The following is a 24,696-nucleotide window of genomic DNA, read 5'->3' as shown; positions in this document are numbered from 1 at the left end:
GTCTACTTCGCCGTCTCTACGCCAGCGTCCTTGATCACCTTCGCCCACTTCTTGGTTTCGTCCGCAATGAATTGACGAAAATGCTCCGGCTCATCGCCGATCAGCGTCGCGCCTTGGGCGGCGAGCTTTTCCTTCACCGCGGGATCTGCCATTGCCTTCGTGACCAGGCCATGCAACGCGGCGATGATCTCCTTCGGCGTGCCCTTGGGCGCGACCATGCCGTACCAGTTCACGATGCGTAGATCGGGAAAGCCGGCTTCCGCGGTGGTCGGTACATCAGGCGCGGTCGGTGCGCGTTCGGCCGAGCCGACCGCAATGGGGCGCAGGGCGCCCGCCCTGACCTGCGGCAGCAGCGCCGGGAGATCGAAGAACGCCATCTGCACCTGCTGGCCCAGGAGGTCGTTCACCGCAGGCGCGGCGCCGCGATAGGGTACGTGGACGATGTCGATCCCGGCCGTCAGCTTGAACAATTCACCGGCGAGATGCGGCAGGCTGCCGGCGCCGGTGGAGGCGAAGTTGAGCTTGCCCGGCTGCGCCCTGGCCAACGCGATCAATTCGCTGACGTCCTTTGCGGGCACATTGGCGGCGACGACGAGCATTTCCGGCACGGTTGCGACCAGCGTTACCGGGGTGAGATCGGTGAGGGTCTCGTAGGCGACCTTCTCCATGCTCGAGCTGATTGCGAGGGCGCCGGCCGAGGAGATCGCGACGGTGTAGCCGTCGGGCTGGCTCTTCGCTACGGCGTCGGTGCCGAGCACGCCACCCTGTCCGCCGCGATTGTCGATCAACACCGGCTGACCGCACAGTTCAGACATGCGCTGGCCGACGACCCGGGCGATGATGTCGTTGGGCCCGCCGGCCGGGAACGGCACGATCAGCTTGATCGGCTTGACCGGAAAGTTCTGCGCCGATGCCAGGGACGGCAGCAGCAGGAACAATCCCAAGAACAATCTCACGAACAATTCAACGAGCAGCCTGCGTGAGAGAATCATGCAAGCCCTCCGCTCGCTTGCTATTGGTTCAAAAGCTTCAGCGCTTCTTCGTGAACCCTGGCGTCGCCGGCGGCGATGATGCGGCCGCCGCCCTGGGCCGGCTTGCCTTCCCACGTGGTGACGACGCCGCCGGCGCCGGTCACGATCGGGATCAGCGCCGCGATATCATAAGGCTTCAGCTCGGTCTCGACCACGAGATCGACATGGCCCGCCGCCAGCATGCAATAGGAGTAGCAGTCGCCGCCATAGCGCGACAGCCGCGCGTCCTGCTCGATACGGCCGAAGATGGCGCGGTCGCGCTCGTTCATCAGCAGAGGGCTGGTGGTGTAGGTCGTGGCTTCCGAGAGCGAGGCGCAGCGGCGGACCTGGAGCCGGCGCTCGCCGGAGGGGCCCTTGTAGTTGGCCGAGCCGTTGTCGCCGGAGAAGCGCTCGCCGATGAAGGGCTGATGCATCATGCCGAACACCGGCGCGCCCTTGTGCAGCAGTGCGATCAGCGTGCCCCAGATCGGAAAGCCGCCGATGAAGGATTTGGTGCCGTCGATGGGATCGAGCACCCAGACATAGTCGGCGTCCTCGCGCTCGTTGCCGAATTCCTCGCCGACGATGCCGTGCTGGGGGAAGTTGGCCTTGATCAGCCGCCGCATCACCGCCTCGGCGGCGCGGTCGGCCTCCGTCACGGGATCGAAATCCCTGGTCTTGCTCTTGTCGTCGATCGACAACGAGGTGCGGAAGAATGGCAGGATGGTTTCGCCGGAGGCGGTGGCGAGCCGTCCGATGAAGGCGGAGAAGTCGATCACCGTCACAGGCCGAATCCTCAAAGCGAAAGTTGGGTGAAGCTCGTCTCTTGCCTAGCTCAATTCGGCAGGATCTTGCAGCGCCGTCTTGGCTTTGCTCCCTGGTATTTTGAATGCCGCGGCCGGCTGCCTCATCTCAGTCATCTCCTGGCCAAATATCGATCACGGCGTTGAAAACTTAGTTCCGACCATGCCTCGTTCGCATGCAAACATCTATCAACCCATTGAATTTCCTTATCAAAGAAACTGAATCTGGGTTTCCGTAGAAGCAACTGAGCCATGTCCATATTGCATGGGAAACGGCTCAAAAGCCCTTGCACTTTGTGCGTCGCGGTCGCATATTGTTGCGGTGCGGTAGCGCTTTGCGTTACCGCTGCCCTCCTTGGGCGTTTCCTCCCTAGACTTGGGCCGCTTGCGTCATTCGCGAGCGGCCCTTTTTTCTTGCGGCCGCCGTTTTCATTTTAAGGTGCGCAAGCTTGCGAAGCGAAAACGCGCTCGCACCCGAAACTTCGTCACTCGAGAGAGAAGCCGGCGCCTATTCTGCCGCGGCCTGGAACGGGCCGAGGTCGCCGAACGGAATCGTGGTCGCCAGCATGTCGGCAAGAACGCCGAAATCGGTCGCCACCTGCGCAAAGCGTGGACTGCGCTCGCGCCGCCGCTCGTCCATGTAGATCGCGCGGTTGAGTTCGAGCTGCACCGCGTGCAGGCCGCTCGCCGGATTGCCGTAATGCTCGGTGATGAAGCCGCCGGCGTAGGGCTTGTTGCGGCCGATCGAATAGCCGAGCCCCGTCATGGTCTCCTCGACCAGGTCCGGCAGAAGCGGTGTGCAGCTCGTGCCGTAGCGATCGCCGATCACGACGTCGGGCCGGCGCGGCTCGTCTCTGCTGACACCGACCGAGGGCATCGAGTGGCAGTCCACCAGCACCACGGTGCCGAACATCTGGTGCACCTTGTTGATCAGCCGGCGCAGCGCGCGATGATAGGGCTTGTACAGCGTCTCGATCCGCCCCAGCGCATCGTCGACCAGGATGCGGTCGCGATAGATCTCCTGGCCGTCGCCGACCACGCGCGGAATAGTGCCGAGGCCGCCGGCGACCCGCATCGAGCGGGTATTGGCAAAGCTCGGCAGCCGTCCGCTGAACATGCGGGGATCGAGCTCATAGGGTTCGCGATTGACGTCGACATAGGAGCGGGGAAAATTCACCCTGACGGTCGGAAAGCCGCGCTCGCTTAAATGGCCGATCAGCTCGTCCATGAACGAATCTTCGGATCGCCGCAGTGTCGGCAGGTCGATCCTGGAGGCTGCGAGGAATTCGTCCGGATAGGTCGAACCGGAATGGGGCGAGTTGAAGATGACAGGCGCGCGCCATTGCGCGGGCTCCACGATCTCGAAGGCTGGCGACACCTCGCCGTCAAACCGGGTCATCTTCTCAGGCTTCGTCCCTTCGCGCCGGGATCTGGCAGGTCCAGACCGCATTGATTCGGCCGATCGAGCGGCTCTTATGTGTCGTCATTGTCCGGAATCGCAACCATTCTGCCAAGTGAAAAGATGTGACGGCTTGTTGGAACACGTCTTAACCGTGTGGGCAGGGAAGCGGGGATGCGCCGGCGTGGCTCGATTGCTTCGAGCGGCATTCGGGTTCACAAGAGCCGGCAGCAAGAGCCCGCTTGGGGTTAAGATTTTCACCCCAAATTTACCCTCTGTCGGGCTTAGTGACCTCTGCTGATATCCTCTGGGGATCGACGTTTCCTGCCATGCCAAAAATCCTGCTCGCCGAAGACGACAACGACATGCGCCGTTTCCTGGTCAAGGCGCTGGAAAACGCCGGTTTTCAGGTCTCGTCCCACGACAACGGCATGGCCGCCTATCAGCGCCTGCGGGAAGAGCCGTTCGAGATGCTGCTGACCGACATCGTGATGCCGGAGATGGATGGCATCGAGCTCGCCCGCCGGGCTTCGGAACTCGATCCCGACATCAAGATCATGTTCATCACCGGCTTTGCGGCGGTCGCCCTGAACTCGGATTCGGACGCCCCCAAGAACGCCAAGGTGCTGTCCAAGCCCGTGCATCTGCGCGAATTGGTCAGCGAAGTGAACAAGATGCTGGCGGCCTGAATCGACCCCGTTCCGTCCTTGCGCCGGCTCTCCTGAGCCGTTATAGGGACCCCACCCGATCTAGACGACCTCTAGGGCACGTAGCTCAGCGGGAGAGCACTACCTTGACATGGTAGGGGTCACAGGTTCGATCCCTGTCGTGCCCACCATCCTTCGCTCGCGATAGCAGAGAGAAGGATGCCACGCCGAAGCCCAAAGGGCGTAGGCGGGCTGCCGCCACAAGCTACGGCTCGGCAAGCCACGACGGCTCGATCTGGGCTACGATGTCGCCTCCGACGCGAGCCCGGCCCATGAGCATATCCGTCATCGAACAAGCAAAAATCCAGGCCCAGGTGCTGGTGCCGCTGGTGAAGGCGCTGCAGGCCGAGCTTGGCGAGGCGCGCGCCAACGCATTGGTGCGCAAGGCGCTCGGCGATCTCTATCGCGGCTTCGGCGAGGAATTCTGGAAGGCCAAGAACCAGGGCGAGAACGAACCCGATCTCGGCAAGGCCGTGTCCTCCGCCTTCAAGACCTACGCCCGCGACGACGCACTCGCATACGACGTCATCGAGCAGACCCACAACGCCTTCGCCTTCGACGTGACGCGGTGCGCCTATGCCGAGTTCTACAAGGCGCTCGGCGAGCCCGAGCTCGGCTTCCTTCTGATCTGCACCGCCGACTTTGCGACCGCGGAAGGTTTTGGCTCGGATATCAAGCTGACGCGCACGCAGACCATCATGCAAGGCGCGCCGCATTGCGATTTCCGCTACCGGCGCGATGGTGGCGAAACGCGATGAAGGACCTACGCCCAAAAAAGGCGTGGACCTGCGCGCGATCGTCTCCATAATCGACACGGATAAAAAATACCCGGGTCATCAACCCGGCCAAAAAATGCTGTGCGCGCCGCAAAGGGACCGGAGACGCCTATGTTCACCACCCCGATCGCAAAATCGATGATGGCGCTCGCCATCGCCTCGGCTCTCGCAATTCCGCAGGCGCACGCGGACTCGTCGCTGCCGGTCGGACCGAAAGTGGGCGACCAGAACCTGTCGCCGTTCTATCGCTGGTCCGAAACCTTGCCCGAGAGCGCCGGCGTGATGTTGCGCAAGGAACCCATGCTCGTGCAGCCCGAAATCACAGGCGCCGCACTCGCTGAGCGCATCCTCTACACGTCGAGCGATCTGCGCTGGCACGCAGGCATCGTGCCGGTCAGTGGCACGCTCTATCTGCCCAAGGGCGAGCCGCCGGCCGGAGGCTGGCCCCTGATTGCCTGGGCGCACGGCACGCTCGGCGTCTCCGATGCATGTGCACCGTCCTGGACCGGTCACAAGCCGCGCGATGCCACCTACATCCAGCGCTGGCTGGAGAACGGCTTTGCGGTCGTCGCCACCGACTATCAGGGACTCGGCGGCCCGGGCCCGCATCCCTATCTGATCTGGCAGGCGGAAGGCCGTTCGGTGCTCGACGGAGTGCGCGCGGTGCTCTCCGCCTATAAGGACAGGCTCGCGTCCAAAGTCTTCATCACCGGCCAGTCGCAGGGCTCGGGTGCCGCGATGGGCGCAACTGTGATCGCCGAGAGTTACGCGCCGGACGTCCCGCTCGTCGCCACCGTGGCAACGGGCCTCGTCTCGACCTTCCCGGACGGTCCTTACAAGCCGCCGCAGACCACCGCGGTCAGCTCGCCGATCTATACGTCGCTCATGCTGCTTGGCGGTTCGCTGCCCGACGGCGCGCCCTCCGCCGATGACCTCGTCTCCGACAAGGGCAAGCCGATCCTGAAAGCGGCGCGCGAGAGCTGCACGACCGAGATGCGCAATGTCGCCCGGCAAGACGGTATTACTGGCGACAACGTCTACGTCGAGCCGATCGCCAATGTGCTGGCGCGGCTGACTGCGATCACGGACATGAAGGCGGTGCGGCTCAAGGTGCCGGTGCTGCTCGGCACCGGCCTTGCCGATTCCACGCTGGCTCCGGCCCGGCAATATGCGGCGGTCGTGGCCCTGTGCGCCGCTGGAAACGATGTGGTCTGGAAGACCTATCCCGGTGCCACGCATAATGGCGGCCTGAATGCCGCCTTCCCCGATGCGCTCGCTTTGATCCGCGGCATGCTCGCGGGCCAGAAGCCGCAAACCAATTGTGCCGGGATTGCGGAGCCCGGCCCCCCGGGCGAGGCCACGCGGGGGGTGGCCTTCAACGATTAATCGGCTGCGTATTTCTTCACCGCCGCCTCGTCTCACACGATTCCGGCGTCATCGCGCCCAGCAAAGCAGGAGCGCCTCCGTCTCTTGCCCTTAGCAGCAAGCCCTTCAGCTCGGTCGGGAACAGTCTCGGGCCGCCCTCCACATCGAGATCGGCCAGGTCGAACCAGCGCGCCACGATCTCGGCCCCGTTATCCTCCCTGAAGTCGATGCGGTCCTGATCGCGGAATGCGGCATCGGGAAACTCGACTTCGGAGATGAACATCACCTCGTGTCCGGTCGCGCCCTCGTGCACGAAGATGTTCTCCAGCATCAAGGGCGCGCCCCTCAGTGAGACCGCGATGCCGAGCTCTTCGTTGAATTCACGCATGAGCGCAACCCGCCAGCTCTCGCCGAACTCGATCTCGCCGCCGAGCGGACGCACGCCCTTGATCAGTCCCGCATCGTCACGAACCTCGGCGGCGAGCAGCCGTCCATCGCGCCAGTGCAGGCCGATCGCGACGACGCGGATGTGGGGATGAGGGCGCCACCTGGTCATGGGGCATCGTTATCGCCCTCCTCACCGCCGCGCAATGCGTGGACGCGAAGCGTTGTCGGGCCGGATCCGCACCGCCTTCGGCATGCAAGAGCTTGGCAGCCTTGATCCAAGATTTGTCGCCTGAGGGACAGATTAGGTCAACCCTTCCCGGCATTGATTCGCCATGTCGAAGAGCGCCGAAGGTGCTCTGCGCTCGGCGATCAAATGGAATGGAATACTGGAGGCGGCGGGCAGAGGGCTGGGCCGAGTCCGGACACCCGATCCACATGTAAGATCAGACGAACAGATGACACTGCAAAGACGATGCACATTGCGGCTTGCGGAGCCATCAGATCTCGACGCGACCTAAAGTAGATTGAGAGGCGCCTGTCCCTATTGGGATGTCAATTCCCAAACAGCACCGGTGTCAGACCAGCCCAATAAGTAACTCTTGCCCGCAGGCAACTGCAGTTGTTTCAAATCCTTGCCGTTGTGAAAAGCCACGGCGAACTGCCTACCGCACTTCTGGCATGACAGCTCCGCAGCCCTACCCGTCTCGATAGTGAATGTTTTCCAAGACGAAGTGTCGGCATCCAAATAAGCCATGACGAGCTTCTTGTCGCCGACGTTCTGAATACGGATGCTGTCACTAGTCAATGGGGACAATTGAGGACTTGGCAGAAGCAAATCCTGTGCTGGTGTGCGCAACTGCGTCGATCGTTCCGAAGGTCCAAGCGGACGTCTCGGTGCGGGCGAATCCTCAGCGGAGGCAAGGTTCGCGAGGCCGAGCGCCATGCTTGATAGAAGGATCGATGCCGCTCTCATGTGCCCTTCCGCTCTTCCGTTTGAGTGGGTGCCGGGGAAGGTTGGGAGAGGCGCCCCAGCATGTATCCAACGATTGTTCCGAACAGTCCGAACGCAGGGGCGATCTGCTCATTGCTATAACCGGCTGTCACCAAGATCAAAGTGCCGACGATCACCGTCAGCACGATAACGGGGCGTGTAATTTCCTCCGGCTTGACGCTTCCAATCCTGCGAAGTCCGAAAATTAGGACGCCGATGATTGCTAAGCCGAGCGCGCCGATCAGGCAAGTTAGCCAGAACTCGTAGGGAGTCTTGGACGAAAAGAACTTCGCGATGTTGCTGCCGCTACTAGGATTTTGCAAAACGGATGCCGGCGGTAGTTCCTGCGCGCGCACATCCGGTGACCCGCTGAGCATCACAACGATGATGGCAGAGCGGACGGACCAGGACCAAATCATATGCTTTGCAAAACTAAAGGACTCGAACATATTTCTCGCCTTCAATTGCAGCATCGTCGAACTTCAATCCATTCATTGCAAATACATACCCCTTGTCGAGCGCCGCGCTTCTCTGGCCGGGCGTGCCGTGATCCTTAGGGTCCGCGTTGTTGTAGTCACCGAAGTCCATCATAGCCTTTTCGACTGATCGCATGGCACCCGCGGCTGCGCCCATTCGTTTGCCCATATAAAAACCTGCCAGCAGGTCGGCATGCAACTCGCGCAAGCGCTGGGTTGATGCTTCCAAGCGCTCATAGTACTGATTGACTGAGAAAAACTGGAAGATATGGCTGCACTCGTGCGCAAGCACGCATGCAACGGCCACGCCGCCCTGATCCGGCTTGAGAAGCTCATTGACGAGCTTCAATCCAATCAAAACAGTGCCCGTCGTGCCCGTGACTATGGTGGTATCCGTTGCAAACGCGTTGTCGTCCTTCACGTACTTGAAGCCGGGATTGACCGGTATGATCCGGAGAATTCTCTCCAACTCGACCACCAAGGCGTTGTCAAAGGCTCGATCATTCGACTTCGACAAGAGATCGTCGCGGTCACTCGTTCGGCTCTCCGTCCCGATCGCGCAGGCAACTCGTCCCTTCGCCCAGGTGGGGTGTGCCTCCAGTCCAATGAAGGCGGTTGCCAATCCGGTCGTGAGAAACGCTCGTCTCGTGCAGCTGGTACACATTAGAGTACCCTTGGCGTGGGGCGAACCTATCTGAATGCACTAAGTATCGGCGGACACTCTCCCAATCCCCTGTAGCACCGGCCAACTTGAATTGCGGGCCCGCTGCTGTCCAGGGCGCGATTCGAAATCGGATTGGGCGGGAGCGCCGGAACCGGTGCAACAGGACCGCCTTGTGCAGGAGCTCGCCCGATCGGGTAATTCGAGACGTCCGTATTCTTGTCGTAGTTGGACCGGAAGCTGGACAGCATCGCAGGTGCAATCGCTTGATAAGACTTAGGTCGATCCTTGCTCATCCAGATCGAGAAGCCACGGATTTCGGCGGGCTGATCCGGAAAATGCACGAGGTTGGCTCGCACATACACAGCTGCACCATTTTCGAACGCAGAGATGACGAACCAATCGTTCTCTACAAGGCGATCATAGGCAACAGTTCTGCCGTTGATGCTGATCAGTCTATCGTGCAGATCCTTCAAGGAGACCTCTGTTCCGAACCTCAGCAAGTCGATTGAGACCAGTGAATTGTCCCAGTGCCTTCCCCATTTTGTCTTTCCTGACTTGCCTAGCAATGCGAACGGAATGCCCACGGACACACCGACATCGGTGTCCGTATATTGTTTGAAGCCGAACTGTTGATCCCTGATCTGGGTCCCCTCTGCGAGCAGGCGGTCGAGCTCTTGTGGACTCAATTGTCCGGTGGGGCTGGATGATGTTCGTTTTTGGAAGTTGCCGATCGCTTGCCTTGTTCCTTCCCCCAGCTTCCCGTCGATCAATCCGTCATACTCTGTCGTCCAGATCAACGCCTCTTGCACATCTCGCACTTGCCGCTCACTGAGCGACTGTGCAGCTGCACCATGTATCCAACACGATAGGAAGAGACCCCCGAGCACCGCAAAAGCTCGGCGGTCAACTGGGTTTTTGCATGCGGCGATTGCGGCGAACAAGAAGTATGGCTTGCTGAAAATGATCGACATGGGCTTTCCTCGAAATGCGGGGCGCCTACAGCGAGTGTAGTCACAAAACTGCTACAACTTCAAGTGGGTTCAATTACGGGTTGATCGTAACGGACCTCATAATCGTCTTTCTTCGGCGTTCGGGACCCGAGCCCTCGATTCCGGCGGAGCGACACTGAACACGGAGCTACGCTTGCGATGAGAGGAGGGCCCGCGAAGGGGAGTGTCTGTCTGGACATGGCGGTGCTGGCGCTGATCACTCCGCGCGCTGACGTTGGATCGTCGACCGGCAGGCCGCGCTCTAGCGTTGCCGGAGCTTGCGCGACAACGTGGCCGCTGCTTCAGGCGGGCGAGGGCGCGCCGTTGGGTCGCTCTAACAGATCCGTCCGCCGCTGCATCTGGATTCAGCACCTGGGTGTGAAGGCGAATTCCGGGCGCTGACATGTGGTGGCCTTACCCCACCAGATATTTCCTCACCGCCGCCTCGTCCCATGCGATCCCGTTGCCCGGCGCCTCGCTCGGCACCGCGAATCCGTCTTTGATCGCGAGCCGGGTCGAAAGCACCGCGTCGGCCCAGTCGACATATTCCAGCCAGTGCGCGGTTGGGGTCACGCAGAGCAAATGCGCGCTCACCTCCGAGAACAGATGCGAGGACATCTCGATGCCGGCGGCGTGCGCCAGTGAGGCGGCACGCAGCCAGCCGGTGACGCCGCCGATCCGCTGCACGTCTGGCATCACGTAGTCGCACGCCTCCGCCGACAGCGCGGCCTGCATCGAGAACGCGCTGTCAAAGTTCTCGCCGATCTGGACCGGCGTGTGCAGCGCGTCGGCGATGCGGGCGCTGCCTTCATAGTCATCGTGGCGGACCGGCTCCTCGATCCAGCTCAAGCCTTCGTCGTCGAGCATCTCGCCGCGGCGGATCGCCTCGGTCACCGTCAGCGCCTGATTGTAGTCGCACATCAGCGTCACCTGATCGCCGACGGCTTTGCGTACCGCGCGCACAACGGCGAAATCCTCCCGCGCATCGGGGCGGCCGACGCGGATCTTGGCGGCGCGAAACCCCTCGGCCAGCAGCGTGTGCGCCTCGTCGACCGCGGCACCCGCCGGCATGATGCCGAGCCCCTTCGAATTGTAGGCCCTGACCGGCTTCGGCGCACCGCCGAGCAGGCGCGCCAGCGGCAGGCCCTTGCTGCGCGCCAGTGCGTCCCAGGCCGCCATGTCGATGCCGGATTGCGCCAGCCGTTGCAGGCCGGCCAGCCCCAGAAGCGTGAAGCGCTGGGCCAGCTTGCGCTCGATCTCGAACGGCAGCAGCTCGTCGCCGGCGAGTAGCTCCGACATTTCCGTGACCATCGCCGTCAGCGGCTTCAAGGCCGACGGCGTGATCGAGAACAGATAGGCATGGCCCACCGCACCCTGGTCGGTCTCACAGTCGATCAGCACCAGCGGCGCCTTGGCGACCGCGCCGGTCGAGGTCTGCAGCGGCAGGTTCATCGGCACGATCACGGGCCGCGCGTGGAAGCGCTTGATGCGGATGGTCTCGGTCATGGGTCTCTCCCGGCGATCGGACTACTTTTGCTGCAAGGCCATGCGAACGCCAAGACCCAGGTAAATCGCCCCGATGACGCGACCCTGCCAGCGGCCGACGCTGCGATGACGGGTGAGCCAGCCAGCGACGCGCCCGGCGGCAAGAGCAATCAACGCGGTGTAGATCGCGCTCATGACGACAAAGACGAGGCCAAGAACCGCAAGCTGGGCAACCATGGAGCCCCGCTCGGAATGCACGAACTGCGGGAGAAAGGCGAGGAAAAAGAGCGCCGTCTTCGGGTTGAGCAGTTCGGCCAGCACGGCTTGCCGGTAGGCGAGCGGCGCGTCGATGAAACGCGACTGCGCCAACTTTAAATCCTCGCCTCGTTCCATCAACGCGCGGATGCCGAGATATATGAGGTAGGCAGCGCCGGCGTACTTCACCAGGCTGAAGGCGACAGCCGAGGTCATCAGCACTGCCGACAATCCGAGCGCCGCCATCAAGGTGTGAAGCAGGTCTCCCGTAGCGATGCCGAGACCAGTGGCAATTCCGACGCGATGCCCGCCTACAGATGAGCGCGCGAGCACCAAGAGGACGGCAGGCCCCGGAATGAGGAAGAGGCCGAGAACCACCGCGATGTAGGTCAGCAACGTGTCGAACTGGATCATGGTGAGTTTCCGATCTGATGGTCAGGAGCTAGAGCCAGCCAGACCCGGTCTCTCAATGCAAGTCATTGATGCGAGGTCGAGAGAGTCCCCGTGTGGTACCCCTCTCCCTAACCCTCCCCTCTTGCGGGGTAGGGCAATCGCATATGGGAGCGATCTCGCCCGTGACCATCCTTCGAGACGCCCGCCTTTGGCGGGCCCTCAGGATGAGGACCGTGTGCGCGGCACCTGCTTCAACGAGCACCAATGCTGCTTAGCCTCATCCTGAGGAGACCGCGAAGCGGTCGTCTCGAAGGACGAGGCGCGCGCTCAGTTCGCGCTAAGCGCCATATGCGATTGCCCTACCTTGCGGGGGAGGGCGGGGCAAAGGGGTGGCCCAGCAAAAGGTCCGTGTAAGTCACCTCACCGTGCCGCACCTTCCGTGAATGCCGTCTCGATCACCTCGCCAAACGGCTGCCAGGAGCGGCCGTCAAACTGAACCAGCCGCATCTGCTTGATCGGCAGATAGTTGCTGGGCGAGGTGTTCATCCTGATGTCGGGCAACGCAACGGTGGGCTGATAAGACCTGAGGGACGCCGCCTGCCGCATGATGTTCTCGCGCGAGAGATCGTCGCCGCATTGCTTCAGCACCTGCGTCAGCGCCTCGGCCGCGGCGTAGCCATAGAGCGCGGCGCTGTTGTTGGTGCTTTCGACCTGATGGTATTTGTCCATGAAGGCGAACCAGTCTTTCATGGCGGAATCGTCTTTCCATGCGGGATCGCTCGGGTCCTTCAGAAAGGCTGCCGAGATCACGCCGGCCGAGTTCTCCAGGCCTGCCGGCGCCATCGCATTGGCGATCGATGCGGAGGCATCGTTGACGATGAAGACCGGATGCCAATTCATTGACGCCGCCAGCTTGATCACCTTGGACGCCGTCGACGGCACGCCGAGGAAGACGAAGATGTCTGCGCCGGCGCGCTTGAGGATCGAGACGTGCCCGTCGAGATGCTCGTCCTTGATGTCGAAGGCGATGTCGACGAGGACATGACGGTTGAGATCGCCAAGCCCTTCCTGAATGCCTTTGTAGAGCATGTGGCCGAACTGGTCGTTCTGCCAGAGCACGACGATCTTCTTCCTGGGGTAATAGGCCTGAATGTAGTTGGCGTAGATGCGTCCCTCCGACCGGAACGAAGGCTGCCAGCCCATGGTCCAGGGAAATGCGTTTCCCCGGCTCAGCTCCTCGTCGCCAGAGGCAACGAACAGCTGCGGGATATTCTTCTCGTTCAGATACCAGCGCGTGGCGAGATTGCCGGGCGTTCCGAACGAGCCGAACATCAGGTGCACATTCTCGGTCTCGACGAGATTGCGCGTCAGCTCCAGCGCCGTTGCCGGATCGGAATTGTCGTCGCGCGTGATGAAGCGGATCTTGCGCCCGTTGATGCCGCCACGCGCGTTGATCATGTCGAAATAGGCGGCCTCCGCCTGGCCGATCGCGCCGAACTCCGAGAGCGGCCCCGAATACGGCATGACATTGCCGATGCGGATTTCCTTGTCGCTCGCCGGTTGCTCCGCGCGTTGCTGCGACATCGCCCCAAGCGAGGCCAGAGCGGCGATCAAAACGAACAGTAGTCTGCCGGTGACGCGCATGCTCGACACCTTATCGTTGGCCCCCAACGAAGTCGGCTCAATCCGCACCTAGGCGCGTTAGTCTATGGCAGGCGTTTGGCAATCGTGTGGCTTGGCGGTGCGCTTCAAGCAGCGCAGTGCCCGAACCGAAATGGCAGGCGTGTTGACACGTCGCTACGGCAGCCCCCGCGCCTCGAGCTGATGCACCAGCAGCAGGGTCGGCTCGGCGAGGCTGTCGCCGGAGCCGTCGAGGCCGAAGGCGCTCGCGATGCCATCGCGGCTGCGCAGCAGCGCGCTGCGCGGACAATGGCCGGCGCCGCAGAGCGTCTTCTTCAGCGTCTCGCCTTGCGCCACGATGCCGGCTGAATCGTCTGCGGCCCAGGCCAGCACGATCGGCACATCGACATTGAGGATGCCGGGAAAGACCGAGCGCTTGTTGTACTGGCCGGCATCGGTGCCGAGATAGGCCTTCTCGCTGTCGCTGGCGTCCTTGCCGGCGCGGTAAGTGCCGGACACCAGCACCACGGCGGCGACATCGGCGCGATCGGTCTGAAGCTCGGGATGCGCCAGCAGGGTCGCGACATGGAAGGCCCCGGCGCCGTAGCCGACCGCGACGATCTCGCGGGCATCGCCGTTGAACAGGTCGATATTGCCGTGTACCCAGGACAGCGCCGCCGCCACGTCGGTCGCCCCCATCGGCCAGGTCGCTGCCGGGGCCAGGCGATAGTTGACGCGCACCCCGATCATGTCGTTGCGGGCGGCAAAGCACATCGCCTGGTCCTGGATCTGGCGCGACAGTTCCGGCGCGGCGCGGTCACCGGCAAAAGTGTCGCCGACCACGAACAGCAGCACCGGCCGCGGCGTATCCGCCTTGGTCTCGCTGGCGGCGATGTCGAGCACATTGGCCTCGCTCTCGCCATAGCGCAGGCCGCGCGAGAAGGTGACCCGCTCGCACAGCCGCGCGGTGCCACCGGCGGTGGTGTCGGAATCGGTGAGGCCGACTTGCACGAGGTGGGATGGCGGCGAGAGCCGGGCCGGCATCGGCCCGTGCGCGGAGGCCGTGGTCATGGTCAGAAGCAGGAGAAATATCAGATAGTTCTTCATGGTGATGCTGGCCGCCTTGCGGGGCTCATATTGGCTGGCTGATTTGGCCTGTCTTTTCAATTCGCCTCATTAGTCAGCTGGCCTTGAGGCAAATTCGCGGCACCTTTGGCAGACCCGCGGCCGGCGCGGAACGGGCGGCCGGTGCGGCAAGCAGCCGCGTCTGGAAGGCACGTCCGAAGGCCCGGGACGGTTGCGCTCTACTGTGCATGGGGTTGTTTTCGAAAGTTTTTGTTTTGGACGGCCGGTCAGGCCCGCTTCATCGTCCGGAAGGTGATGGAGTAACGGCGGGCCTCGACCGGCGGGATGCTGTGCTCCCATTGCGAGCGCGCCTCGCCCTCCATCATGTAAAGCGAACGCGGCAGGGCCTCGAGCGTGTGGCGCTGCCATTTGTCGCCGCTGCGGCGGCGGAAGCGAAACTTGCAGGCCGCGCCGAGCGAGAGGCCGAGGACCTTGTCGAAATGCGGCTTGTCGCGGTGCCAGCCGATGCCAACGCCGACCTCATATTCGGTGCAGAGCACCTGGCGGACGCTGGCCTCCGGCAGCCCCGCCCATGCCTCGACCTGGCGCGCGACCGGTGCCACCCAGTCCGGGATCGGCTCCGCCTCGGCCAGCCGCTGCAGCGCATAGTCGTAGCGATAGCCGAACGAGGCCACCCGGCGGTTGCCCTCGAAGGCGCCGAACTGGAAGCGCTGGAGCGGCAATGCTGCGATGCGGCCGATCAAGGTCTGCTCGATGGCGGCTTCGATAAAATTGTCGGCATAGCGAAGCCCAGGAGGCCCGGCTTCCGGTTCGGCGAACAAACCTAGCTGCGTCATTCCTCGCATTTCCGTGACGGAACCTTTTGTCGCCCCAAGCGACTTACATATGACGCGGGAAGGAACGTGCGAGGCTGTCATGGCAGAGAAGCATACCGCCGATCCGGCAGAGATCATGCGGGCGACCGGTCATCCTGAGCTGGAATATGCCGCCGGCTGGACCATCGCTGGTCTGGTCACCATCGGCACCATCGTCGCCGCCTGGGTGTTTGCGATCTAGGCCACAGGGAATTGGAGCTCGAAGGCGGCCCCCTCGTCGGTCGGCTTCAGCCTGATCGAGCCGCCATGGCTCGCCATCACCGCGCGCGCGATCGCAAGCCCCATCCCGGTGCCACCCTGGTCGCGGCGGGTGGTGAAGAACGCATCAAAGATCCTGTCGCGGTTCGGCGCCGAGATCGGCTCGCCGTCATTGCTCACCGTCAGACGCAAGGTCGTCCGCTCGAAAGCCGCCTCCAGCCTGATTGACCGCGCCTTGTGCCGCATCGCGTTGTCGGCGAGATGCGACAGCACGATCAGCGCCTTTTCGCCGGACATGCCGATCGGGCGGTCGAGGCTGCCGCTGGCCGAGATATCGCTTGCCGGAAACAGGCTCTTGAGGTCGGCGATCACGGGTGCGAGCTCGGTGCGCTCGTTCTGCGGCAGGCTCTCGGCACGGGCCAGTTCGCGCAGCCGCTGCGCCATTGCCTCCAGCCGCTGGGTGTCGGACAGGATGTTGGCGATGAAGGTGTTCTGCTCGGCCGGCGTCAGGCCCCCGGCCTTGCCTTGAACCGAATCCTGCAACAGCTCGGCCGCGCCCTTGATCGAGGTCAGCGGCGATTTCAGCTCGTGGGTGAGGTGGGCCGAGAACGTCGCGATATAGTCCGACCGCCGCGCCAGCTGCTCGGCCATGCCGAGGAAGCTGTGCGAGAGCTGCGCGAACTCGCGCGTGCCGTAATGCCGGAGCGGCTTGAATGCCTCGCGATCGCCCCGGCCGATTCGAACCGCGCGGTCGATCAGCTCGCGCATCGGCAGGGTGATGGTGCGGGAGAACACGAGGCCGATCGCGACCGTGCCGAGGATGACGGCGAGGCCGGCCAGCACGAACTTGGCCCGCTCCTGGTAGAGATGATCGAAAATGTTGCTCGGCGTTCGCGTGGTGTAGATCACCCCCGCGACGCGGTTGTTGACGATGACGGGCATCGCCGAGAACACGTGCACGCCGAGGCCGCGGCTGAAGGAGTAGATCGGCGGCGGCGGCTTGTCCTGCACGCGGTTGCGCAAGGTCGCCCGGTATTGCCCGTGCAGCGCGTCCGCGACCTCCTCGATATGGGCGAGCGACTGCCCGACCTCCTGCCGCCCGGCGATGACGACGCCTTGCGGATCGAGGATACGAAACCCCGCCAGCGTCACCTTCTGGGTCTCGCGGATGATCGGCGTCAGCCTTGCGCCGATCTCGACAAAGGCCGGCTGCGCGGGCTGGGACGCGGGTAGCGCATCCGGACGTCGCCGCAGCAGATCGTTCGCAGTGAGGTCGAGCGCAGGCCGAATCGGCGTGACCTGGTCGCCGGGGTCGGGCAGCACGCCCGGCGGCACCTCGGCGCCGAGCGTGAGGCCGCTGTCGAGCCTCGTCGTGACCTCCTGTGCATAGATCGTCGCCAGCACGCGGCTTTGCGCGATCAGCTCGGCCTGGGTCTGGCGGATCAGCTGGTTGTCGTAGAGGCGGAAGAAGAACAACCCGACCAGGGGCAGCACGCCGACGGTGGTGAGCACCGTGAAGATCACGAGACCCAGCGATGGCCGCCATTTGTCCGGCGCCGCGCTCATGCCTCTTTCTCGCAGCGGCCGAGCTTGAAGCCGACGCCGTGAATGGTCTCGATGACGTTCTCGCAATTTTGCGCGGCCAGCTTGGCGCGGATGTTGCGGATGTGGCTGTCGATGGTGCGGTCGGAGACCTGGATGTTGAGCTGATAGGCCGCCCGCATCAGCTGCTCGCGGTTGAACACCGAAGTCGGCCGGGTCAGGAACGCGCGCAAAATGCCGAATTCGATCGCGGTCAGTTTTATCGGCGTGCCGGCAAAGGAGGCGACATGTTGCTCGGGATCGATCAGGAGCCCCCCTTGTACTAGCGCTCCCGGGCCCGCCTTGGCCTCGCCATTGCGCGGACTGAGCCGGCGCAGGATGACGTTGACCCGCGCCACCAGCTCGCGCGGGCTGAACGGCTTGGTCACGTAATCGTCGCCGCCGATCTCGAGCCCGAGGATGCGGTCGATTTCCTCGTCGCGCGCCGACAGGAACAGGATCGGCACGTCGGAGGTCTTGCGAATCTCGCGGCAGACGTCGAGGCCGTCGAACTCGGGCATGCCGATGTCGAGCACGATGAGATCGGGCCTGTCGGCGGCGAAGCGGGCGAGCGCCTCCCTGCCGTCGCGGGCCTCGATCACGTCCATGCCGGCCTTCTTCAGCGCGACGCGGATGACCTCGCGGATGTGGCCTTCATCGTCGGCGATGAGAATGCGATGCGCCAAGGAAACTCTCCGCTGCCCTCGTCAGCCCGCCGGCCGGTTCGTCGCCTGCGTATCCAGCCTGTGCCCGAGCCGCCAGTTCCGAAAACCCCAGCTCCGCCAGGCCAGATCCTGACGCTGCTGTTCTACAAGGCGGTCGCGGCGCGACACAAGGCAATAGCCGCGTGCCGAAAGATCGCTCTCCTTGGCCTTGGTCAGAAGTTCGATTGCCTTATCGATCGCGGGCAGTGCCTGCGGCCCGAGCGAGAGGAGATAATTGGTGTCGAGCTGCACGCCTTTGCCGGAAGCTTCCTTGCTGTGAGCCACATTGTAGTCGGCAATGAAGGCATCGAAGTTCACCAGCGAGCAGCCATAGAGCACGATCGCCAATGCGATCAGATTGACACCGACCAGCCACTCGTTGGACCTGTCGAGCGCGATACGGGCCACGATCAGGACCAGTCCGAGCGCGACCAGCCCCATCCAGATGAAGGCCGCGATGCGCCAGTAAGTCAGCATGTAGATGTCGACGTAGAGATCGAGGCGCAGGATGGAGGAGGCGACCAGCAGCACGTTTTGCCCCACCCAGACATAGACCAGTGGCCGGATCACCTTCGATTTCTCGGCCGGCCCGCCCGGACGCATCACCACCAGCACGAAGGCTGCGGCGAGCAGGGCGGTGACGATCAGCGGATAGGCGCCGCGATGGGCGTAGGCCGCGTAAGTCATGTTGTCGGGCAGCGCGACGTGGCCCCAGAGATAGATGCCGTCGAGAACGGATTGTGCCGCGAACAACAGATTGAACAGGATCAGTGAGCGCAGAATGGTGGAGGGACCGAAAAATTCCGGTGAGACGAAGGGCGGAAGCGGTGGCGGCTCTACGGCAGCGGCTTCGGCGGCGACGGCAATCTTCTTGCGCCGCCAGCGCACATGAATGAAGGGCCAGATCAGCGCGAGCATCATGGTCCAGAACAGCACGCGCGGGATGCTGACATATTCGAAGATGAGTTTTGGATTGAGCAGCGACACCCATTGCTCGATCACCGGATTGGCCGCTGCGAACAGCGCGACGAAGACGGTGCTCAGCGCCGCTGGCAGCAGCCACAGCGCAATGCCGCGGGTGAACGCCGTTGCGTCGAAAACCTGGGGCGCATCGAGAAAGAACCTGAAGGGACCGAGCAGGACGAAGTTGCGCAGCGCGCGGATGCGGTCAGCGAGCCCGGTCGCTTCCGCATTGGTGACGAGCAGCAACGCAATTGTCAGCGATGCGACGAGGATCAGGAACGACAGCGCGTTGAGCTCCTCGATAACCGGCACGAGGCCGGCGACGAGAATGGCTGCGCCGATCATCGCACGCCGCAGATTAAGAGCTGCATGGTTGGACAGTGCCGACACGCCAGCGAGCGCGATCGCAAAGAGCGTCAACGACAGTCCGATCCGCTGCCCGTAGAACAGCCAGTCGGCGAGTGCGGCCAGCAGCAGCGCCAGGCCGACCTTGGCCGGGATCGAGGAATGACCGATCGGCTTGATCTCTTCTACGATCGTCGAAGCCAGGCTTGTCATATCGGTGAGACCTTTCGTGATGGTTGGCATCACGAAGTCTGAACGCCAGTTGTGCAGAAGGCGGGATCAACGTCTGCACGGATTCAGGAGTCTTTTGCAGATTTCGTGCAGGAGCGTGGTTGCCTCTCGCCCAGCGCAAATCGCTTTGATAGGTGCGAAGCATTCGCCACTCCCAGCACGTGATGCATCATGCAATTGCTCCGCCGTATCGGCCTCATTCTGCTCTGGCTTGCCGCGCCTGTCGTCGCGTTCGCGGCCGCGAACAAGAACGATCCTTATCTGCTCTCGCTGCGCGGCGCCGGAAACATCGCGCTTGTCGTCGCAAGCATCGTGATCGTCATCCTCCTGCTGCGCAGAGGGCGTTGGCGTACCATCGCGGGCAAGCTGCTGGTCATGCTCTGGTGCCTGCCGCCGGTCCTGATGTCGGCCGCGCATCTGAAGTTCGAGCTGCGCAAGAACGATGTCCTCGGTGTCAGCGCGGCGGAAGCGCGTCAGCTCGGGCCGCACTTCATGGTCGGCTATTCCTCATTTCCCGAGGTCGCGCGCCTTGCCGGGCAGGGATTGATCGGCGGGGTCTATGTCACCCGGCACAACATCCGCGGCCGAACCATCGAGGCGCTGCGGACCGAGATCGCCGCGCTCCAGGATATCAGGCGCGCCACCGGCCTGCCGCCGCTGGTCGTCGCCGCCGATCAGGAGGGCGGCATCGTCGGCCATCTTTCGCCGCCCCTGACAAAGGTGCCGGCATTGGCGACGCTGGCCGGACTCGCTCCCGACGACCAGCAGGCCAAAGCCGAAGAGTTCGGCCGCATCCATGGCCGCGAGCTCGCGGACCTCGGCGTCAACCTCAATCTCGCCCCGGTGCTCGACCTCAAGCCGCCGGCGCGGCGCAACCGGCTCGATTTCCACACGCTGATCGGCCAGCGCGCGATCGCTACCGATCCGGCTGTCGTCAGCACGATTGCGAGCGCTTATGTGCGCGGGCTGGAGCGGTCAGGCGTCGGTGCCACGCTCAAGCATTTTCCGGGCATCGGCCGGGTCCGTGCCGACACACATCATTTCAGCGCCAATCTCGACACGCCGGTCAAGGAGCTGGAGACAACCGACTGGCTCCCGTTCCGCGACGTGCTATCGCATTCGCGCAGCGCACTCATGGTTGGCCATGTCACGCTCACCGCCGTCGATCCCGATCGCGCCGCATCGCATTCGAAACGCGTTGTCGAGGGCATCCTGCGCGAGACCTGGGGTTACCAGAGAGTGGTGATGACCGACGACCTCGTGATGGGCGCGATCTACCAGAACGACGTCTGCAAGGCCGTGGTCGAGGCGATCAATGCCGGCGTCGATCTGTTGCTGGTTGCCTATGACGGCGCGCAGTTCTACCGCGTCTTCGCCTGTGCCCTTGACGGGGCGCGGCAGGGCAAGCTCGACGCAGCAATGCTGCGCGCAAGCGCGGCGCGGCTGGAGCGGGGTTTTCCGATCGAGCAGGCGCGCGCAACGTCAAGTGCGATCCGCGTCGTCGATAGGCACTAGCCCTTTGCGAACTGGCGGTAGTCCGGTTCGCGGTGAAACCAGAACTCGTAGCCGGTGACGGCCTTCTGCATCGCGACATCGTGGATCGGCTGGTTGAGCGGAACGACCGGAACGTCGCGCATGCAGAGCGCGATGAAATCCTTCACGCACCGGTCGTACTCCGCGCTATCGGCCGTGAACCGCGCCTTGTCGATCAGCGCGTCCATCTCCTTGTTCTGATAGGACGAGACGTTGAAGATCGAGTTGTTGCCGTGGAAATTCCAGTAGAAGTAATATTCGGGATAATCCAGCCAGCCGCTGAAGCGGTTGAGTGCGAGCGGCAGCTCCTTCTTGTTCAGCGTCGTGCGCCAGTTGGCGCCGGGGATCTTCTCGATTCCCGCCTTGATACCGATCTTGGCGAGGCTCTCCTGGATCAGGATCGCAGTCGGCTCGCCGACGGTCGCGGTGCCCGTGTCGAGCGACAAGGTCGTCTCGAGGCCCGACTCGAAGCCTGCTTCCTTCATCAGCGCCTTGGCCTTGTCGAGATCGGTGACATAGGGAAACGGTTGCGGCCAGACCGGCTTTGAGACCTCTGCCGCTCCGCCGTACATCGGAACGGCGCGCCCGAAGAACGCACTGCTCTGGATCTGCTCGTAGGGCATCGCCCAGGCGATGGCCTGCCGCAGCTTCACATTGTCGAACGGCGGCTTCGCGGTGTTGAGCGCGACGTACCAGAGCGCGTTCGGGATCGGCACGCCCGACACCTTGACCTTGCCCTCCCTGATGATCTGCTCGAAATCGCGCGGCGCAAAGCCGCTGGAGATGTCCGCATCGCCTCGCTCCAACATGGCGCGGCGCGTGCCCGCGGAAGGAACGTCGCGCGCGATCACGCGCTTGACCTTCGGCAGCGGACCGCTCTTCCAGTCATCGAACCGCGCCAGCACGGTTTCGCTGCCGGGCTTCCAGCTCTCGATCTTGTAGGCGCCGCCGCCGGCCTCGTTGTTCCTGAGCCACGCCAAGGCCCATGGGTCTTCCGGCGTCGCATTCTTTTTCGCCAGCTCGGAGTTGATGATGAAGGGCACGACGACCGCGACGTTGAACAGCAGCATCTTGTCCTTGCGGACATAGTCGATGCGGAAGGTGTGGTCGTCGACGATCACGAACTGCTCGGGCTTCTCAAGCGATCCCGCCGACATCTGGAAGGTCGGAAAGCCGCCGACCTTCACCGCGCGGTCGAACGACCATTTGACGTCCTTGGCGGTCACAGGCGTGCCGTCGTGGAATTTCGCGTCCTTGCGGAGCTTGAAGGTGCAGGACATGCCGTCGGCCGCAACCTCCCAGCTTTCGGCGAGCTCGGGCGCGAGCTTCTCGCGATCGTACGAGACCGTCCCGTCGGGCAGCGTCTTCGAGGCGTAGCTCAGCAGCCGGTCGTAGCAGTTCCAGGACAGACCGTTCACGGTCTGGTTGGAGCCGACGCCCTGCATGTCGAGCGAGTTCGGCCCGAGTTCCTGCACCACCAGCAGCGTTTCGCTGCGCGCCTGCGCCCAGGCGAAGTGAGGTGTGATCGCCGTCAGTCCGACCGCGCCGAGGCTGCTGATCACCACATTGCGGCGGCTGATGTCGAAAGGTGATGAGCTCATCGGTGCCTCTTTTGCGAAATATCTGCGACGTAAAGAGGCAAGGTGCATGCCATCAGCCGCGCTTCACGGCGTCGCACCCGTGCCGCGCCGCGCGGTTACGGCGCGACCGCTCCGCGGCTGACGGCGCGCGGGGCGGTCAGCTCTTTCCACGTGGAGTTGGCGACATGGACCGGTGAGAACGCTGGCCGCTCGATGTAGTGGCCGTCGCCGGCCTCGGCGCGCAAGTTCCCATCCTTCCAGACAACGCGGCCGCGCGACAGCGTCGCTGCCGCTCCGCCCGTGCAGGCAAAGCCCTCGAACACGTTGTAATCGATCCGGCTCATCTGCCGCCTCGCGCTGATGGTCTTGCTCGCCTTAGGATCCCACACCACGATGTCGGCATCCGAGCCGACGGCGACCGCGCCCTTGCGCGGAAAGATGTTGAGGATGCGGGCGATGTTCGCCGAGGTCACCGCGACGAATTCTTCCTTGGTCAGCCGCCCGGTAGCGACGCCCGCGGTCCACAGCAGCGCGAGGCGGTCTTCGAGGCCGCCGGTGCCGTTCGGGATCTTCCTGAAGTCGCCGAGGCCGAATCGCTTCTGCGCGGTGGTAAAGGCGCAATGGTCGGTCGCGACCACCTGGAGCGAGCCGGCTTGCAGGCCGGCCCACAGACTGTCCTGGTGGGACTTGTCGCGGAACGGCGGCGACATCACGCGCTGCGCAGAATGATCCCAGTGCTTGTTCTGGTATTCACCTTCGTCGAGCAGCAAGTGCTGGATCAGCGGCTCGCCATAGACGCGTTTTCCGGCCGCACGTGCGCGTGCGATTGCTTCATGCGCCTCGCGGCAGCTCGTGTGCACGATGTAGACCGGGGTCCCCGTCATGTCCGCGATCATGATGGCGCGGTTGGTGGCTTCACCCTCGACCTCCGGTGGTCGTGAATAAGCGTGCCCCTCCGGGCCGGTGACGCCGCGCGCGATCAGCGCCTCCTGCATCAGGGCGACGACGTCACCGTTCTCGGCATGGACCACCGGCATGGCGCCGAGATGGGCGCAGCGGGCGAACGAGTTGTAGAGCTCGTCGTCGTTCACCATCAGCGCGCCCTTGTAGGCCATGAAGTGCTTGAAGGTGTTGATTCCGTAGGTTTTGACCACGGTCTCCATCTCGTCATGGATCTGCTTCGACCACGATGTCACCGCCATGTGGAAGCCGTAGTCGCTTGTCGCCTTCTCGGATTTGCGCCTCCAGTCCTGATAGGCCGCGAGCATCGACTGGCCGGGATCGGGCAGGCAGAAATCCACCACCATGGTGGTGCCGCCGGTCAGCGCCGCCTTCGTTCCCGATTCGAAATCGTCGGCTGTCACGGTGCCCATGAACGGCATTTCGAGATGGGTGTGCGGATCGATCCCGCCTGGGATGATGTAGGCGCCGCCGGCGTCGATAATCTCGGCACCCGTGGGCGCTTCGAGCGATGCCCCGATTGCGACGATGGTCTCACCGTCGATCAGCACGTCCGCACGGCGCGAATGATCATGATTGACGACGGTGCCGCCGCGGATGAGGAGGGGCATGGGAGGCTCCGAAAGAGAGGACGAGACGCCGCGAAGCTAAGCGTGCCGCCCGCGATGCGACAGGCGAAATTTTAGTCAGGCGCCGCCCGCGTGCGCGACCAGTCCGTCGATCATCGCACGCACGAGGCGAGCGATTTCTTCACGCAGCGCCGGCAGCGGCACGGCAACCAGCTTCTGCTCCAGCCCCAGCGCCACCATGCCATGTACCGCCGAGAACAGGCTGCGCGCGGTAATGCCGAGCTCGTCTGCACCTCGCTTCGGAAACAGCGTGGCCAACGGCTGGTAGATGTGGCGGAACAGCCGCATCTGGTCCGCGACGGACCAGTCGGGGACGGTCTTGTCCGCCTCCATGCGGTGCTCGAACAGCGCGCGCCAGAGCTGGAGATTTTCCGCTGCGAAATCGCAATAGGCGAGGGCGATGCGGACCAGTGTGTCTTGCGGCATTGCCTCGCCCGCGCTGACCGCTGCGCTGAGCGCCTCGTCCAGCCGGAGCAGCGTGCGGGAGCCCACGCGCAGGATCAGCTCGTCCATGTCGGCGACGAGATTGTAGACCGCGCCGTTGGCGCAGCCGATCTCGCGGGCGAGATCGCGGGTTTTCACGCCCGACAATCCGCGGTCAGCGATCATCCGTTCCGCTGCCAGGATCAGCTCAAATCTGAGTTTCTCTCGACGTTCCAAGGCTTTAGACATTTTCGTCCAGATTCTTGAG

Annotated in this window: 24 protein-coding genes and 1 tRNA gene; 6 read left to right on the top strand and 19 right to left on the bottom strand. The window is 63.3% G+C overall.

All coding sequences use genetic code 11. From position 1 onward, the window contains the following. Positions 1 to 2 precede the first annotated feature (2 nt). The 3 genes from IVA79_RS01410 to IVA79_RS01400 form a co-directional block, all read right to left on the bottom strand. The gene (locus tag IVA79_RS01410; RefSeq protein WP_247549785.1) at positions 3 to 992 is read right to left on the bottom strand and encodes a tripartite tricarboxylate transporter substrate binding protein; all 990 of its coding nucleotides are present in this window, start codon (positions 990 to 992) and stop codon (positions 3 to 5) included. A gap of 20 nt (positions 993 to 1,012) precedes the next feature. After that, a complete protein-coding gene (hisN, locus tag IVA79_RS01405; protein ID WP_247549784.1) occupies positions 1,013 to 1,795 on the bottom strand; it encodes a histidinol-phosphatase in 783 nt (260 codons plus the stop codon). Between the two features lie 526 nt (positions 1,796 to 2,321). Beyond that, on the bottom strand, positions 2,322 to 3,212 hold the full coding sequence (locus IVA79_RS01400; protein WP_247549782.1) for an N-formylglutamate amidohydrolase: 891 nt from the start codon (positions 3,210 to 3,212) through the stop codon (positions 2,322 to 2,324). Positions 3,213 to 3,541: 329 nt separating this feature from the next. On the opposite strand from IVA79_RS01400, the gene IVA79_RS01395 reads away from it, so the two are divergent. The 4 genes from IVA79_RS01395 (at position 3,542) to IVA79_RS01380 (ending at position 6,081) form a co-directional block, all read left to right on the top strand. After that, a complete protein-coding gene (locus IVA79_RS01395) occupies positions 3,542 to 3,901 on the top strand; it encodes a response regulator (RefSeq protein ID WP_007597092.1) in 360 nt (119 codons plus the stop codon). Positions 3,902 to 3,975: 74 nt separating this feature from the next. Continuing rightward, positions 3,976 to 4,050, top strand: a tRNA-Val gene (locus IVA79_RS01390). 141 nt (positions 4,051 to 4,191) lie between these two features. Continuing rightward, complete coding sequence (locus tag IVA79_RS01385; RefSeq protein ID WP_247549780.1) at positions 4,192 to 4,677, top strand: L-2-amino-thiazoline-4-carboxylic acid hydrolase; 486 nt, start codon at positions 4,192 to 4,194, stop codon at positions 4,675 to 4,677. 129 nt (positions 4,678 to 4,806) lie between these two features. Beyond that, positions 4,807 to 6,081: a lipase family protein gene (locus tag IVA79_RS01380; RefSeq protein ID WP_247549778.1), complete on the top strand. Its 1,275-nt coding sequence runs from the start codon at positions 4,807 to 4,809 to the stop codon at positions 6,079 to 6,081. A 16-nt stretch (positions 6,082 to 6,097) separates the two neighbouring features. Here the strand turns inward: IVA79_RS01380 and IVA79_RS01375 are convergent, their stop codons facing one another. The 10 genes from IVA79_RS01375 to IVA79_RS01330 all read right to left on the bottom strand — a co-directional run bounded on the left by IVA79_RS01375 (position 6,098) and on the right by IVA79_RS01330 (position 15,242). After that, on the bottom strand, positions 6,098 to 6,616 hold the full coding sequence (locus IVA79_RS01375; RefSeq protein WP_247549777.1) for an NUDIX hydrolase: 519 nt from the start codon (positions 6,614 to 6,616) through the stop codon (positions 6,098 to 6,100). A 372-nt stretch (positions 6,617 to 6,988) separates the two neighbouring features. Then, complete coding sequence (locus IVA79_RS01370) at positions 6,989 to 7,420, bottom strand: hypothetical protein (RefSeq protein ID WP_247549776.1); 432 nt, start codon at positions 7,418 to 7,420, stop codon at positions 6,989 to 6,991. After that, complete coding sequence (locus IVA79_RS01365; RefSeq protein ID WP_247549775.1) at positions 7,417 to 7,887, bottom strand: hypothetical protein; 471 nt, start codon at positions 7,885 to 7,887, stop codon at positions 7,417 to 7,419. Before IVA79_RS01365 ends, IVA79_RS01370 begins: the two co-directional genes overlap by 4 nt. After that, complete coding sequence (locus IVA79_RS01360; protein WP_247549774.1) at positions 7,871 to 8,536, bottom strand: hypothetical protein; 666 nt, start codon at positions 8,534 to 8,536, stop codon at positions 7,871 to 7,873. The genes IVA79_RS01365 and IVA79_RS01360 overlap by 17 nt, the downstream gene beginning before the upstream one ends. Before the next feature lie 68 nt (positions 8,537 to 8,604). Beyond that, positions 8,605 to 9,549 carry a peptidoglycan-binding domain-containing protein gene (locus tag IVA79_RS01355; protein WP_247549773.1) on the bottom strand — a complete coding sequence of 315 codons (945 nt, stop codon included), beginning with the start codon at positions 9,547 to 9,549 and terminating at the stop codon, positions 8,605 to 8,607. Between the two features lie 432 nt (positions 9,550 to 9,981). Further along, a complete protein-coding gene (locus IVA79_RS01350; protein ID WP_247549772.1) occupies positions 9,982 to 11,073 on the bottom strand; it encodes an enolase C-terminal domain-like protein in 1,092 nt (363 codons plus the stop codon). A gap of 21 nt (positions 11,074 to 11,094) precedes the next feature. After that, positions 11,095 to 11,721 (bottom strand): LysE family translocator, encoded by a 627-nt coding sequence (locus tag IVA79_RS01345; RefSeq protein WP_247549771.1) that lies wholly within the window; start codon positions 11,719 to 11,721, stop codon positions 11,095 to 11,097. Between the two features lie 399 nt (positions 11,722 to 12,120). After that, positions 12,121 to 13,344 (bottom strand): ABC transporter substrate-binding protein, encoded by a 1,224-nt coding sequence (locus tag IVA79_RS01340; RefSeq protein ID WP_247549770.1) that lies wholly within the window; start codon positions 13,342 to 13,344, stop codon positions 12,121 to 12,123. Positions 13,345 to 13,497: 153 nt separating this feature from the next. Beyond that, positions 13,498 to 14,427: a carboxylesterase family protein gene (locus IVA79_RS01335; protein WP_346658140.1), complete on the bottom strand. Its 930-nt coding sequence runs from the start codon at positions 14,425 to 14,427 to the stop codon at positions 13,498 to 13,500. 245 nt (positions 14,428 to 14,672) lie between these two features. Beyond that, a complete protein-coding gene (locus tag IVA79_RS01330; protein WP_247549768.1) occupies positions 14,673 to 15,242 on the bottom strand; it encodes an alpha-ketoglutarate-dependent dioxygenase AlkB in 570 nt (189 codons plus the stop codon). 79 nt (positions 15,243 to 15,321) lie between these two features. On the opposite strand from IVA79_RS01330, the gene IVA79_RS01325 reads away from it, so the two are divergent. Next, positions 15,322 to 15,462 (top strand): hypothetical protein, encoded by a 141-nt coding sequence (locus IVA79_RS01325; protein WP_007597071.1) that lies wholly within the window; start codon positions 15,322 to 15,324, stop codon positions 15,460 to 15,462. Here the strand turns inward: IVA79_RS01325 and IVA79_RS01320 are convergent. From IVA79_RS01320 to IVA79_RS01310, 3 genes are read right to left on the bottom strand one after another with little or no spacing between them, the layout of a single operon-like run. Continuing rightward, positions 15,459 to 17,045, bottom strand: coding sequence for an ATP-binding protein (locus IVA79_RS01320; protein WP_247549767.1), 1,587 nt, complete (start codon positions 17,043 to 17,045; stop codon positions 15,459 to 15,461). The two genes, IVA79_RS01325 and IVA79_RS01320, sit on opposite strands and share 4 nt — an antisense overlap. Beyond that, positions 17,042 to 17,746, bottom strand: a complete 705-nt coding sequence (locus IVA79_RS01315; RefSeq protein ID WP_247549766.1) for a response regulator transcription factor — start codon at positions 17,744 to 17,746, stop codon at positions 17,042 to 17,044. The genes IVA79_RS01320 and IVA79_RS01315 overlap by 4 nt, the downstream gene beginning before the upstream one ends. A gap of 21 nt (positions 17,747 to 17,767) precedes the next feature. After that, on the bottom strand, positions 17,768 to 19,285 hold the full coding sequence (locus tag IVA79_RS01310) for a DUF4173 domain-containing protein (RefSeq protein ID WP_247550533.1): 1,518 nt from the start codon (positions 19,283 to 19,285) through the stop codon (positions 17,768 to 17,770). 189 nt (positions 19,286 to 19,474) lie between these two features. Between IVA79_RS01310 and IVA79_RS01305 the strand changes: the two genes are divergently transcribed. Further along, positions 19,475 to 20,818 (top strand): glycoside hydrolase family 3 N-terminal domain-containing protein, encoded by a 1,344-nt coding sequence (locus tag IVA79_RS01305; protein WP_247549765.1) that lies wholly within the window; start codon positions 19,475 to 19,477, stop codon positions 20,816 to 20,818. Here IVA79_RS01305 and IVA79_RS01300 read toward each other — a convergent pair. The 3 genes from IVA79_RS01300 to IVA79_RS01290 form a co-directional block, all read right to left on the bottom strand. Beyond that, positions 20,815 to 22,437, bottom strand: a complete 1,623-nt coding sequence (locus tag IVA79_RS01300) for an ABC transporter substrate-binding protein (protein WP_247549764.1) — start codon at positions 22,435 to 22,437, stop codon at positions 20,815 to 20,817. The two genes, IVA79_RS01305 and IVA79_RS01300, sit on opposite strands and share 4 nt — an antisense overlap. A 95-nt stretch (positions 22,438 to 22,532) precedes the next feature. Continuing rightward, a complete protein-coding gene (hydA, locus tag IVA79_RS01295; RefSeq protein ID WP_247549763.1) occupies positions 22,533 to 23,987 on the bottom strand; it encodes a dihydropyrimidinase in 1,455 nt (484 codons plus the stop codon). A 75-nt stretch (positions 23,988 to 24,062) separates the two neighbouring features. Beyond that, on the bottom strand, positions 24,063 to 24,677 hold the full coding sequence (locus IVA79_RS01290; RefSeq protein ID WP_247550532.1) for a TetR/AcrR family transcriptional regulator: 615 nt from the start codon (positions 24,675 to 24,677) through the stop codon (positions 24,063 to 24,065). Positions 24,678 to 24,696: the final 19 nt, after the last annotated feature.

The organism is Bradyrhizobium sp. 138 (assembly GCF_023074075.1).
In the GTDB taxonomy this organism is placed as follows: Bacteria; Pseudomonadota; Alphaproteobacteria; order Rhizobiales; family Xanthobacteraceae; genus Bradyrhizobium.
This window is presented reverse-complemented; position numbering and strand designations above follow the sequence as displayed.